Origin of the sequence: Devosia litorisediminis (assembly GCF_018334155.1) — a bacterium.
Classification (GTDB): Bacteria; Pseudomonadota; Alphaproteobacteria; order Rhizobiales; family Devosiaceae; genus Devosia; species Devosia litorisediminis.
In genome coordinates this window covers 1,087,342-1,099,843 of the sequence record NZ_JAGXTP010000001.1, presented here as the reverse complement: position 1 = coordinate 1,099,843, position 12,502 = coordinate 1,087,342, and the positions used below count along the sequence as shown (strand labels likewise).

The window sequence follows — 12,502 nt, the reverse complement described above, 5'->3', positions numbered from 1 at the left end:
CCGGTCCTTTCCGGAAGTGAATGGGGGTAGGAAGTGCCGGATTATTCCGCCGCTTCCTGAGGAGGTGCGAGCTCCGCTTCGGCCTGTTCGGAACCGTCTTCGATCTCACGCATGTCGAGTTCGACATTGAGACCGAGTGAACGGATTTCCTTGACCAGAACGTTGAAGCTCTCGGGGATACCCGCTTCGAACGTATCGTCGCCACGCACAATGGCTTCGTAGACCTTGGTACGACCCGCAACGTCGTCAGACTTGATGGTAAGCATTTCCTGCAGCGTATACGCCGCGCCGTAGGCTTCCAGAGCCCACACTTCCATCTCGCCGAAGCGTTGACCGCCAAACTGGGCCTTGCCGCCCAGCGGCTGCTGGGTAACCAGCGAGTACGGACCGATCGAACGCGCGTGGATCTTGTTGTCCACAAGGTGGTCGAGCTTGAGCATGTAGATATACCCAACCGTCACCTGACGGTCGAACTGCTCGCCGCTACGACCATCGAACACTGTCGACTGACCCGAAGCCTTCAGCCCTGCCCGTTCGAGCATGACCACAATGTCTGCTTCCTTGGCGCCGTCGAACACTGGCGTCGCGATCGAAACACCCTTTGAGAGGTGCTCGCCGAGACGAACTATGCCGTCGTCATCGAGGTCGGTGATGGACTCATCACCGGCAAACAGGTCCTGGATTTCCAGGCGGAGTGGCTTGAGATCGCCATTTCGCTGATAGGCGCGAACCATCTCATCGATCTTGCGACCCATGCCGGCACAAGCCCAGCCCAGATGCGTCTCGAGGATCTGGCCCACATTCATGCGCGATGGCACGCCCAGCGGATTCAGCACGATGTCGACCGAGGTACCGTCTTCGAGGTACGGCATGTCTTCAACGGGAACGATGCGGGAAACCACACCCTTGTTACCGTGACGACCGGCCATCTTGTCGCCTGGCTGGATCTTGCGCTTGGTCGCGATGAACACCTTGACCATCTTCATCACGCCAGGAGGCAGCTCGTCACCGCGCTGCAGCTTGTCCACCTTGTCGATGAAACGCTGCTCGAGCAGACGACGGCTCTCTTCATACTGCGCATGAAGGGCTTCCATCTCGGTCATGACCTTGTCGTCATCGACCGCGAACTGCCACCACTTCGACCGTGGCTGCGCTTCGAACATCTGGTCATTGAGCTTGGTGCCAACAACATAGCCCTTAGGGCCTGCCGTCGCAGCCTTGCCAAACAGCATTTCCTTGAGACGCGCATACACGTTGCGGTCCAGGATCGACTGTTCGTCATCACGGTCCTTGGCAAGACGCTCGATTTCCTCGCGCTCGATAGCCATGGCGCGCTCGTCCTTGTCGATGCCGTGGCGATTGAACACGCGCACTTCAACAACAGTACCAGCATCGCCCGGCGGCACGCGCAGGGAGGTGTCACGAACGTCAGAGGCCTTCTCGCCAAAGATGGCGCGCAGAAGCTTTTCTTCCGGCGTCATTGGCGATTCACCCTTGGGGGTGATCTTGCCGACCAGAATGTCACCAGGAGCCACTTCGGCACCGATATGCACGATACCGGCTTCGTCCAGGTTCTTCAGCGCTTCTTCCGACACGTTTGGAATGTCGCGCGTGATTTCCTCAGGACCCAGCTTGGTGTCGCGAGCCATCACTTCATATTCCTCGATATGGATCGAGGTGAAGACGTCCTGCATCGCGATCTTCTCGCTCAGCAGAATGGAATCTTCGAAGTTGTAGCCATTCCAGGGCATGAACGCGACGAGCACGTTACGACCCAGAGCCAGATCGCCCAGCTCGGTGGATGGACCGTCGGCGATGATGTCGCCGGCGTTGACGTGATCGCCCACCACAACCAGCGGACGCTGGTTGATGCAGGTCGACTGGTTCGAACGCTGGAACTTCATCAGGTTGTAGATGTCCACGCCCGACTTGGACGCATCAGTCTCTTCGGTCGCACGAATAACGATACGGGTCGCGTCAACCTGGTCAACGATACCCTTGCGCTTGGACACAATGGCGGCGCCGGAGTCACGGGCCACAACTGCTTCCATGCCGGTACCGACGAACGGCGCATGAGCGCGCAGCAGCGGCACAGCCTGACGCTGCATGTTCGAGCCCATCAGAGCGCGGTTGGCGTCGTCGTTCTCAAGGAACGGGATCAGCGAAGCAGCAACCGAAACCATCTGCTTGGGCGAAACGTCCATCAGATCGACGTTTTCCTTGGGCGTCAGGCCGTTGTCACCAGCGTGGCGAGCCACAACCAGATCATGCTCGAGCTCAAGCTTGTCGTTGAAGGTCACATTGGCCTGCGCGACGTAGTGCTTGGCCTCTTCCATGGCGGAGAGATAGACCACGTCGTCGGTCAGCTTGCCGTCCACGATCTTGCGGTACGGGGTCTCGATGAAACCGTACTTGTTGACGCGCGCAAAGGTCGACAGCGAGTTGATCAGACCAATATTTGGACCTTCAGGGGTCTCAATCGGACAGATACGGCCGTAATGGGTCGGATGCACGTCACGAACTTCAAAGCCGGCACGCTCGCGGGTCAGACCACCAGGCCCAAGCGCCGACAGGCGACGCTTGTGGGTGATTTCCGAAAGCGGATTGGTCTGATCCATGAACTGGCTGAGCTGGCTCGAACCAAAGAACTCACGCACCGCGGCGGCAGCCGGCTTGGCGTTGATCAGATCCTGCGGCATGACCGTGTCGATTTCGACCGAGCTCATGCGCTCCTTGATGGCACGCTCCATGCGGAGCAGACCAAGGCGATAGGAGTTTTCCATCAGCTCGCCGACCGAACGCACACGACGGTTGCCGAGGTTGTCGATGTCGTCGATTTCGCCGCGACCATCGCGCAGGTCGACCAGCGTACGGACGACTTCAACAATGTCTTCCTTGCGCAGGGTGCGCATGGTGTCGGGCGCATCGAGCTCAAGGCGCATGTTCATCTTGACGCGACCCACAGCGGACAGGTCATAGCGCTCGCTGTCAAAGAACAGCGACTGGAACATGGCTTCGGCAGTGTCCACGGTTGGTGGCTCACCTGGACGCATCACGCGGTAGATGTCGAACAGCGCGTCTTCACGCGTCTCGTTCTTGTCCACGGCCAGCGTGTTGCGGATATAGGCGCCGATCGAAACGTGATCGATGTCCAGGATCGGCAGCTCGTCAAAGCCCAGTTCGCCCAGCTGCTCGAGGTTCTTCTCGTCGATCTCGTCGCCTGCTTCCATGTAGACTTCACCAGTCTGCATGTTGATCAGGTCTTCGGCGACATACATGCCATAGAGGTCTTCATCGACCGCCAACAGGTGTGTCAGGCCGTTTTCGGCCAGCTTCTTGGCCTGACGGGCCGAGAGCTTCTTGCCAGCTTCGTGAACCACGTCGCCGGTCTTGGCGTCGATCAGGTCAGCGTTTGGCTTGGCGTTCTTCATCTTCTCCGCATCGTATGGCTTCTGCCAGCCGCTTGCGGTCTTTTCGAAGGTGAGGGTGTTGTAGTAGGTCGACAGAATTTCTTCTGTATCCATGCCCAGAGCCTTGAGCAGGCTCGTTACCGGGATCTTGCGGCGACGGTCGATACGCGCAAACACCACGTCCTTGGCGTCAAACTCGATATCGAGCCAGCTACCGCGGTACGGAATGATACGGCCAGCAAACAGCAGCTTGCCTGACGAATGGGTCTTGCCCTTGTCGTGATCGAAGAACACACCAGGTGAACGGTGCATCTGCGAAACAATCACACGCTCGGTGCCGTTGACGATAAAGGTACCGTTCGACGTCATGAAGGGCATGTCGCCCATATAGACGTCCTGCTCCTTGATGTCCTTGACAGAACGGGCGCCGGTTTCTTCATCGACTTCAAACACGATTAGGCGAAGCGTCACCTTGAGTGGGGCAGCGAACGTGATGTCGCGCGCACGGCACTCGTCAATGTCATACTTGGGCTGCTCGAACTCGTATTTGACGAATTCAAGCGATGCAGTGTTGGAAAAGTCGGTGATCGGGAAGACCGAACGGAACACGGACTGAAGCCCCTCGTCTGGACGACCCTCTTTGGGTTCGTCGACGAGCAGAAACTGATCATAAGAGGCCTTCTGGACCTCGATCAGATTGGGCATCTCCGTGACTTCGCGAATGGACCCGAAGGACTTGCGTACCTTGCGGCGGCCGTTGAACGTGGTAGCCATGAAAGCTCCTGTTTCTATAGCGATTGTCTCGGAGGCAGATATCCAAAGACCCGACAATCAGCCGGCGGGTATCAGGATATTTGCCCTGTTAATTTGTCGTCAGGCCTGGTGATGTCATTGCGCTGCTCCGAGCCACAGGAACTGCATTCAGTGCAAAAAACGCCAAAAACCCCGGGCCAGCAGCCACGAGGTCTAAAGAACGTTAGCGCACCTCAGACATCAAATTCGTCATATATTCCGCAAATTGGCGCCTGGTGCCCATCCAATCGGCCCGGCGAATCATCTCTAAGAGACGACGTAGCGAGATGGCACTTAACGCGCCATCTCGCAAATTTCAAGGCGAAAGTCGGAACTACTTGAGTTCGACCTTGGCGCCAGCAGCTTCCAGCTTCTTCTGGATGTCTTCGGCTTCGGCCTTGGAGGCACCTTCCTTGACAGCCTTCGGAGCGCCTTCGACCAGTGCCTTGGCTTCGCCCAGGCCCAGACCGGTGATCGCACGGACTTCCTTAATGACGTTGATCTTGTTGTCGCCGAACGAGGCGAGGATCACGTCAAATTCAGTCTTTTCTTCAGCAGCAGCACCACCGGCAGCAGCGCCACCAGCAGCAGCAACAGCCACAGGAGCGGCAGCGGAAACGCCCCACTTCTCTTCGAGCATCTTCGACAGTTCGGAAGCTTCCAGAACGGTCAGGGCAGACAGGTCGTCTACAATCTTGGCGAGATCAGCCATTTGATAAATCTCTCTTTTTACGTGTTCAGTTCAAACCAAAGTGGCCCTTTGAAAGGACCGATGGGGTTACGCTGCTTCGTTGCTCTTTTCCGCATGCGCGGCCAAAACGCGGGCAATGCCGCCAGCCGGTGCCACGACGACAGAAGCGATACGCGTAGCGGGCTGCTTGAGCATCCCGGCCAGCGTGGCGCGCAGTTCGTCGAGCGACGGCATGGTCGACAGCGCCTTGACGTTTTCAGCATCAAGAGCGGTCTGCCCCATGGCGCCACCAAGAACGACGTATTTCGCGTTCTTTTCAGCAAACTTTGCCGCAATCTTGGGCGCAGTCATGGGGTCGGCCGCATAAGCGATGACGATCGGGCCTACGAGAAGGCCCGACATGTCCGCATTGTCGGTTTCTTTAAGAGCAAGCTTGGCAAGACGGTTTTTAGCGATCTTGACAAAGCCACCGGCACCCTTCACCTCGCGGCGAAGCGTCTCCAGATTGGCCACAGTCAGACCGGTATTCTGCGCAAGTACGATCGATCCAGCACCCGAGAGGGCTGACTGAAGCGATGCGACAAGCTCACGCTTTTCCGCTCTTTCCACAACTAGTCTCCACATTGAGCCCGGCGAAAGTCAGCCGGGCCATTGCCAATTGCTGCCCTCCGATCTCCATAAAGGAGGAGAGGAGCAACGGTTACATGCCTGTCAACCGTGCTGCCCGGCAGGGCAACTGGCCTGGTTCGAACCGACACCCTGCCCTTGCGGACAGAAATTTCGGTCTTCACCCCATCTATGCTGGCATCTTGCGAAATTAAGCCAACCCAAATTGGCTGGCACCGGCAGTCTCGGACAGGACTTTTGCCACTCAGAGAGTAGCAAATCCGGGCGGTCGAAACCGCCCGGAATTCGAATTACATCGCCGAAGCGGGCTCGACATGCACGCCAGGGCCCATGGTCGAGGACACGGCAACGCGCTTGACGTAAGTGCCCTTGGAGCCAGCTGGCTTGGACTTGATCACGGCGTCGGTGAACGCCTTGATGTTCTGCAGCAGAGCTTCTTCGGAGAACGAAACCTTGCCAACGCCAGCGTGCAGGATACCGGCCTTTTCGACGCGGAACTCAACAGCGCCGCCCTTGGCAGCCTTGACGGCACCAGCAACGTCAGGCGTAACCGTGCCGACCTTGGGGTTTGGCATCAGGTTGCGTGGGCCCAGGATCTTGCCCAGACGACCGACCAGCGGCATCATGTCAGGGGTAGCAATGCAACGATCGAAATCGATCTTGCCGCCCTGAATGGCTTCCATCAGGTCTTCTGCACCAACGATGTCTGCACCGGCGGCCTTGGCTTCATCAGCCTTGGCATCCTTGGCGAACACGGCAACGCGCACGGTCTTGCCAGTGCCGTTTGGCAGGCTGACGACACCGCGGACCATCTGGTCAGCGTGACGGGGGTCAACACCCAGGTTGATCGCGATTTCGATCGTCTCGTCGAACTTTGCAGTCGAGCGCGACTTGACCATCTTCACGGCCTCATCAAGCTTGTACAGCTTGTTGCGGTCGATGCCCTCAAGGGCCTTCTTGAAATTCTTGCCAGCCATCTATCAACCCTCGACCTGAATGCCCATGGAACGGGCAGAGCCAGCGATCATCGATACAGCAGCGTCGATATCGTCGGCATTGAGATCAGCCATCTTCTTTTCAGCGATCGTGCGCAGCTGAGCCACGGTGATCGTACCGGCCGATTCCTTGCCTGGCAGCTTGCTGCCCGACTTCAGGTTCACGGCCTTCTTGATGAAGAAGGATACCGGCGGCTGCTTCATCGTGTAGGTGAAGCTCTTGTCGGCATAGGCGGTGATCACGACTGGAATGGGCGAACCCTTTTCCATTTCCTGCGTGGCAGCGTTGAACGCCTTGCAGAATTCCATGATGTTCAGACCGCGCTGACCCAGTGCTGGGCCGATTGGCGGGGATGGTGTCGCGGAGCCCGCGGGCACCTGCAGCTTTACGTAGCCAACGATTTTCTTTGCCATAATCGTCCTATCTATGTTCGCCCGCTGTCACGCGGACCGTTTGACGCTGTGGTCCGAGGTTTACCCGGCAGCCTGGCAGCCACCGCCCTCTTCCACAGATTTCACCGGGTTGCCCCGGCGTATCCGGCTCACGCCGGAATTCCTGATGCTGCCCGAAGGCAGCAGCGGGTCAGACCTTTTCGACCTGACCGTATTCCAGCTCGACCGGGGTCGGCCGACCAAAGATCGACACTTCCACCTTGAGGCGGGCGCGCTCTTCATCGACTTCTTCGACCACACCATTAAAGCTGGCGAATGGACCATCGGACACACGGACATTCTCGCCCACTTCGAACGACACCGATGGCTTGGGATGCTCAACACCTTCCTGCACTTGCTGCAGAATGCCCTGGGCTTCCTTCTCCGAGATCGGCATCGGCTTGTTGTCCGAACCGAGGAAACCGGTGACCTTTGGCGTGTTCTTGATCAGATGGAAGGCCTCGTCGGTCATATCCATCTTCACCAGCACGTAGCCCGGGAAGAACTTGCGTTCAGCGTCGACCTTGCGGCCACGGCGGATCTCGACGACCTTTTCGGTCGGCACGATCACGTCTTCAAACAGATGCTCGAGCTTCTTCTGCGCAACCTTCTGACGGATATCTTCCGCCACCTTGCGCTCGAAATTCGAGTAAGCTTGAACGATATACCAGCGCATGGCCATAAAGCGTCGCCGCTCCTAGTAGTTATGTGTCCGTGATCCGACTAGCGGATCGAAAGCATCAGCCCGACCAGCCATGAAATGACCTGATCGGCTGCCAGAAAAAACAGGCTCGCCGCAATCACCAGCACGATGACCATGATCGTGGAGATCAGGACTTCGCTTCGCCCCGGCCAGGTGACCTTGGAAACTTCCTGCCGCACTTGCTGCAGGAACGTGATTGGGTTCGTACGGGCCATAGGCGAATCTACTCTTTGGTGTTTTGGTGCAAAACCAAAGGCCGCGCAGGAATCCCGCACGGCTGGAATGTGGGTATCTAGAGAAACTCCCTGTCAAAAGCAACAGGGTGCTCCAAGAATCTGGCAGCCCCCTGCAAAATCTGCGCGGACCCAGGCGCCACGACTAACCACGCCAGTTAACGACACACGCATGTCACATCGATTCGTTCTTGATTCGCGGACTGTGTGGGATTTTAATGACCCGCAGTGGAATTAATTTTCGAGCGGGAGGCGTGTGATGACAGATACTGCGGCGTCTTTCGAGATCACCGCGTGTGAACTGCGCTATTTCGGGCCCCACCCCGCCATTGAAGGCCGGGTTACCGGCATCGTGCGCGTGCAGATCGAAGAGCACTTCATGGGCAATGTGAGCCGCTATCCACTTGACCTCAAGGTCAAGGCCGATGTCGGCCATGTCGCATCCGAGCAGGTACGCACAGCGTTATTGGCGCATGCCGCCCATCAGCTCAACCGGCTCAAGGCCCGACACACCGACAAGGTCCGCAACGCTGCCGAGTAACGCGGCCAAAGTGTTGCCAGCAAGCACAAAATTCTACCAACCATCCCATGGGCCACGGCGCAGAAAGCCGTTGCAGGTATAGTCACAAGGTTCGGGTGGGAGGTCCGGCGGCCAGGGCGACCGGAAAATCAGCGGTAGAACTGATTGTGCCTGGCAGGGGCTGGGGGACTCGAACCCACGACCCTCGGTTTTGGAGACCGATGCTCTACCAACTGAGCTAAACCCCTTCAGGCGAGGCTGTGTCTAATGGCAAAGCGGTGACTTCGCAAGACCCTTCCGTGCCTTACATCCAGATATGGGGCAAAAGTGGCAGGGCCATCATCACCGTGCCGACCAGCGCCAGTGTAAAGCACACCGAGCGCCACGGGGATAAGCCGGCCATATAGCTCACCACATGGCCCACCCGGCCGAGCAGATAGACGCTCGCGCCGGTCAGAGCCAGCCAGCCCTGTTCGCCCAGAACAATGCACAGCACCGCCAGAACCAGGAAAATCGGCAGTGTTTCCTGCAGGTTGGACAGCGCTCGCCGCGACCGCGCCAGCGGCTGGGTCGGCTCGGGCAACGCGTCGCGCGTCCCCATCTGCTTTTCGGGGCCCACCTGCCGGGTAAGGTAATAGGCGGGCATAAGCACCTGCACGAGCAGCAGAAGCAGAACGAGAAGGATGATGCCGAGCATACGAAAAGCCTTGGTAGGTTGCCTGAACGGGCTAGCAGACTGCTAACGTTGAGTACAACCGATCAGTTCACCGCCAATCGCACCAGACCGGCATTTACAAATCCCGCCAGCCAGCCAATAAAGATCAGGCGAGTTTTGGGAATCCGCGGCGGCTGCCGACATGTTCACTCAGGGACCAACCGGTCCCGGAAGGAAACCGATGCGCCTTCTGCTCGCTCTGATCTTGCTGGTCACCTCCCCCACCCTCGCTTTCGCTCATACCGGTCATGGCACCACAATGACCCTGCTGGCTGGCCTTAGCCATCCGCTGGCCGGCCTGGACCATGTGCTGACCATGCTGGTCGTGGGCATTTTCGCGGCGGTGCTAGGCGGTCGCGCACTGTTTCTGGTGCCGTTGAGCTTTCTGGCGATGATGATTGCCGGCTTTGCCCTGGGTGTGGCGCAGATCGGCCTGCCCTATGTGGAACTGGCCATTGCGCTCTCCAGCGTGGTGATCGGTCTGGCTGCGGCCCTCAAGCGCCCCCTGCCCCTGGCTGGTGCCATGGCGTTGGTCGGCAGCTTCGCGCTGTTCCACGGCCATGCCCATGGCGCTGAAATGCCCGCGGGTGGCGACGCGCTGAATTATGCATTGGGCTTTACTGCGGCCACGGCCATGATCTGCACCACCGGCGTTGCGGCAACGCAGACCCTGCGCCGCCTGACAGGCCGTCACGGCGCCAATCTGGTGCGCGCCGCAGCCGCAACTGGTGCGCTGATGGGCGCTGGCGTGCTGGCCGGCTGGATCTGACGACCGAACAGGCAAACGGCGCTGGCCACGATCCCGTGGAGCCAGCGCCGCAAACCAGACAAACCTGTGCGCTTAGCGCTCGTCGCCGAAATAGGCGTTTTCCAGCGTATCGAGGAAGCCGTCTTCCTTGAGGCCGAGTAGATTGACGGTCACGGGAATGATCAGCGAATTGTCGGCATAGGGCAGCGAGAAGCCGTATTTGTCGGGCTGGAAAATTCGTCCCACCACATCCAGGCTCAGATCAGGGTGCTGCAGCTTGTAGTATTCCAGCACGGGCGCATCGTGCACCACCGCATCTACCCGATTGTCACGCAGCGCCTGCACAGCCGCTTCAATCCCCTCAAAGCGGCGAATATCGACATAGTCCGCCAGCATGGCGCGCTCGCCCACACTGCCCTCCAGCACGCCAATGGTATGCCCCTCAAGATCATCGGGGCCGTTAATGGTGCCTTCGATGGCCAGGCTGGTCATCACGCTGGTCACCGATGAGGTGACATAGGCAAAGGCGGCGATGCCGATGATCAGCCAGAGGGCTGAGAAGATGCGCCCCAGCCAGCCGAACAGGCGGGTGCGTCCGGGCAAGGTCCCCTTGGTCACCAGCAGCATGACGGCATAAAAACTCTCGGCCACGCCCTCGCGCCAGCGCTTGGGGAAATCCTTGTCAAAGCGCCGGTCGAACAGGGTTAGCCCCAGCGTGGCCGCAACGATGAGCAGGACAATCCAGCCATAGGCCTTGAGGTAACCAGCATTGCTCAGCCCGCTCCAGATATCGCCCGCCGTAGTGGTGCCGCTCTCGTCGATCATCACCCGCAGCCCACCGTCAAACCAGGGCTGGGTAAAATCCACCACGGCGGCACGATCCTCGGTGATCGAGATATTGCTTGTGGCAATGTCGATTTCGCCCGCCTCGGTCGCCGCCAACAAGGCGCCAATGGTGGGGTATTCGACATAGTCGGAGTTGTAGCCGAGCCCCCGGGCGATCTCCTCCCAAAGCTCGATAGCCATTCCGCCCAGCGCCCCATCGCCGTCGCGCATCACAAAGGGCGGACTGACGTGATACCCAACGGTTACCGGTTGCGCTGCACTCGGTGTCGGGGGCGTCGCGCTCTGGGCCGTTGCCGCCCCGGCCAGAACCAGATTGCAGATAACCCCAAACAGCAAGGCTATCGCGCGCCTGTCTGGTAGCGAAGCAGTTACCAATTGCATACCCCGATGAGAGGCGATGACGGAACGGAGCTTGTCGATCAATTCAGGCACTTTCGCTGGGCGCCCCGGCCATGGCTCGGCCATGCGTGCCTGGGCGCTGTGTCTAAGGCGGGTTGTGGCGCATTGGACAACAGTTTGGTTGCGCAAAACTAACCAGAATCCAAAAACCTCGGGGCTCAGCCCTCAAACAGCAGGATCAGGAAGGCCCCGAACAGCAGCAGGTGCACCGCACCCTGCAGCAGATTGGTGCGCCCACTGGAAAACGTGATCACGCTGACCGCCAGCATCAGCATCAGCAGCACCAGATTGCTCGACTGCAGGCCCAGGATCAGGTCGAGCCCCAGCATGTGGGCCAGCACCAGCATAATCGGCACCGTCAGCCCGATCGTGGCCAACACACCACCCAAGAACACATTGACCGACGTTTGCAATTCGTTGCGCAGCGCGGCCTTGATGCCACCAATCCCTTCGGGCGTGGCCACCAGTATGGCCACCATCACACCACCCACCATATGTGGCGCCCCCAGCGTCTCGATGACGTAGTCGATCGGGCGGGCCAGTTGTTCCACCAGCAGCACGACCGGTACGATATAGGCCAGCAGGAGTCCGAAATGCAGCGGGAGCGCGCCAGAGGCCTGTTCCTCGGCCCTTTCGACAGCATCGGGCTGGGTGAAATAGCTGCGATGACGCCCGGTCTGGATCAACAGGAAGGTGAAATAGAGCCCACCCGCTATCGTGCCCAGCATGATCTGTTGCACCAAAGAAAGGGTCGGACCGTCCGTCGTGCTGGTAAAGTCGGGCAGCACCATGCTCAGCACGGCCAGTGGCACGATCACGCCGAGATAGGCATTGGCGCCCTGCAGATTAATCGATTGCTCGCGATGGCGCAGCGCCCCCAGCAGCAGCGATAGCCCGATCGTGCCGCCCATCAGGATCATCACCACGGAAAACATCGTGTCGCGCAACAGCGTCGGATTGTTCTCGCCATGCAGCATCACCGCGGTAATGCTCATCACCTCAATGGCGGTAATCGACAGGGTCAGCACCAGCGTGCCATAGGGCTCGCCCAGACGCCGCGAAATGGCTTCGGCGTGGCGCACGACGCCCAGGGCTGAGCCGATCACCACGGCAAACAACCAGACGAACACCAGTCCCAGTGTCAGGTAATTGCCCAGGCTTGCAAAAATTACGTCGCCAGACAGTACAAAGATGGCGCAGGTCAGCACCGCAATGGCGAGAAACCACTCCCGCTTGATGCGCCGCCACGGCCCGCTTGGTCCCGGTACTGCTATCGTCGCGCTATCGCTCGCATCCATGGCTCTGCCCCCGGCCCTCATCTGAAATATCGCGATCAAGTCACTGCTGTCGCTTGCCCAGCGTCCACTGGCTTGATCCTGATCAAGACAGTC

At 59.0% G+C, this 12,502-nt stretch carries 12 protein-coding genes and 1 tRNA gene; 2 read left to right on the top strand and 11 right to left on the bottom strand.

What is annotated here, in order from left to right; genetic code table 11:
- Positions 1-41: 41 nt before the first annotated feature.
- The 7 genes from rpoB to secE all read right to left on the bottom strand — a co-directional run bounded on the left by rpoB (position 42) and on the right by secE (position 7,865).
- Entirely contained in the window at positions 42-4,184 is a 4,143-nt protein-coding gene (gene rpoB, locus KD146_RS05270) for a DNA-directed RNA polymerase subunit beta (RefSeq protein ID WP_212657676.1), read from the bottom strand.
- Positions 4,185-4,536: 352 nt separating this feature from the next.
- Positions 4,537-4,914, bottom strand: coding sequence for a 50S ribosomal protein L7/L12 (gene rplL / locus KD146_RS05265; RefSeq protein ID WP_212657675.1), 378 nt, complete (start codon positions 4,912-4,914; stop codon positions 4,537-4,539).
- A gap of 66 nt (positions 4,915-4,980) precedes the next feature.
- The gene (gene rplJ, locus KD146_RS05260) at positions 4,981-5,502 is read right to left on the bottom strand and encodes a 50S ribosomal protein L10 (RefSeq protein WP_212657674.1); all 522 of its coding nucleotides are present in this window, start codon (positions 5,500-5,502) and stop codon (positions 4,981-4,983) included.
- A gap of 308 nt (positions 5,503-5,810) precedes the next feature.
- Positions 5,811-6,497 (bottom strand): 50S ribosomal protein L1, encoded by a 687-nt coding sequence (gene rplA / locus KD146_RS05255; protein ID WP_212657673.1) that lies wholly within the window; start codon positions 6,495-6,497, stop codon positions 5,811-5,813.
- A gap of 3 nt (positions 6,498-6,500) precedes the next feature.
- Positions 6,501-6,929, bottom strand: a complete 429-nt coding sequence (gene rplK, locus KD146_RS05250) for a 50S ribosomal protein L11 (RefSeq protein WP_212657672.1) — start codon at positions 6,927-6,929, stop codon at positions 6,501-6,503.
- 169 nt (positions 6,930-7,098) lie between these two features.
- Positions 7,099-7,629 (bottom strand): transcription termination/antitermination protein NusG, encoded by a 531-nt coding sequence (gene nusG, locus KD146_RS05245; protein ID WP_212657671.1) that lies wholly within the window; start codon positions 7,627-7,629, stop codon positions 7,099-7,101.
- A gap of 41 nt (positions 7,630-7,670) precedes the next feature.
- Positions 7,671-7,865, bottom strand: coding sequence for a preprotein translocase subunit SecE (gene secE / locus KD146_RS05240; protein ID WP_212657670.1), 195 nt, complete (start codon positions 7,863-7,865; stop codon positions 7,671-7,673).
- Positions 7,866-8,142: 277 nt separating this feature from the next.
- Between secE and KD146_RS05235 the strand changes: the two genes are divergently transcribed.
- A complete protein-coding gene (locus KD146_RS05235) occupies positions 8,143-8,424 on the top strand; it encodes a hypothetical protein (protein WP_212657669.1) in 282 nt (93 codons plus the stop codon).
- A 151-nt stretch (positions 8,425-8,575) separates the two neighbouring features.
- Here the strand turns inward: KD146_RS05235 and KD146_RS05230 are convergent.
- Both KD146_RS05230 and KD146_RS05225 read right to left on the bottom strand, forming a co-directional pair.
- Positions 8,576-8,651, bottom strand: a tRNA-Trp gene (locus KD146_RS05230).
- Between the two features lie 56 nt (positions 8,652-8,707).
- On the bottom strand, positions 8,708-9,100 hold the full coding sequence (locus KD146_RS05225) for an MAPEG family protein (protein WP_212657668.1): 393 nt from the start codon (positions 9,098-9,100) through the stop codon (positions 8,708-8,710).
- 199 nt (positions 9,101-9,299) lie between these two features.
- Here KD146_RS05225 and KD146_RS05220 point away from each other — a divergent pair, with 199 nt between their 5' ends.
- Positions 9,300-9,887: a HupE/UreJ family protein gene (locus KD146_RS05220; RefSeq protein WP_212657667.1), complete on the top strand. Its 588-nt coding sequence runs from the start codon at positions 9,300-9,302 to the stop codon at positions 9,885-9,887.
- A 72-nt stretch (positions 9,888-9,959) separates the two neighbouring features.
- Here the strand turns inward: KD146_RS05220 and KD146_RS05215 are convergent, their stop codons facing one another.
- Both KD146_RS05215 and KD146_RS05210 read right to left on the bottom strand, forming a co-directional pair.
- Positions 9,960-11,048: a transporter substrate-binding domain-containing protein gene (locus tag KD146_RS05215; protein ID WP_249327585.1), complete on the bottom strand. Its 1,089-nt coding sequence runs from the start codon at positions 11,046-11,048 to the stop codon at positions 9,960-9,962.
- Positions 11,049-11,269: 221 nt separating this feature from the next.
- Positions 11,270-12,409: a calcium:cation antiporter gene (locus tag KD146_RS05210; protein WP_212657666.1), complete on the bottom strand. Its 1,140-nt coding sequence runs from the start codon at positions 12,407-12,409 to the stop codon at positions 11,270-11,272.
- Between the last annotated feature and the right edge of the window lie 93 nt (positions 12,410-12,502).

Excerpts from the sequence above, each read along its gene's own strand:
- secE (WP_212657670.1), bottom strand. The coding sequence starts at position 7,865 with ATGGCCCGTACGAACCCAATCACGTTCCTGCAGCAAGTGCGGCAGGAA.
- rplK (WP_212657672.1), bottom strand. The coding sequence starts at position 6,929 with ATGGCAAAGAAAATCGTTGGCTACGTAAAGCTGCAGGTGCCCGCGGGC.
- KD146_RS05220 (WP_212657667.1), top strand. The coding sequence starts at position 9,300 with ATGCGCCTTCTGCTCGCTCTGATCTTGCTGGTCACCTCCCCCACCCTC.
- KD146_RS05225 (WP_212657668.1), bottom strand. The coding sequence starts at position 9,100 with ATGCTCGGCATCATCCTTCTCGTTCTGCTTCTGCTGCTCGTGCAGGTG.
- rplA (WP_212657673.1), bottom strand. The coding sequence starts at position 6,497 with ATGGCTGGCAAGAATTTCAAGAAGGCCCTTGAGGGCATCGACCGCAAC.
- rplL (WP_212657675.1), bottom strand. The coding sequence starts at position 4,914 with ATGGCTGATCTCGCCAAGATTGTAGACGACCTGTCTGCCCTGACCGTT.
- KD146_RS05210 (WP_212657666.1), bottom strand. The coding sequence starts at position 12,409 with ATGGATGCGAGCGATAGCGCGACGATAGCAGTACCGGGACCAAGCGGG.
- nusG (WP_212657671.1), bottom strand. The coding sequence starts at position 7,629 with ATGGCCATGCGCTGGTATATCGTTCAAGCTTACTCGAATTTCGAGCGC.
- rpoB (WP_212657676.1), bottom strand. The coding sequence starts at position 4,184 with ATGGCTACCACGTTCAACGGCCGCCGCAAGGTACGCAAGTCCTTCGGG.
- KD146_RS05235 (WP_212657669.1), top strand. The coding sequence starts at position 8,143 with ATGACAGATACTGCGGCGTCTTTCGAGATCACCGCGTGTGAACTGCGC.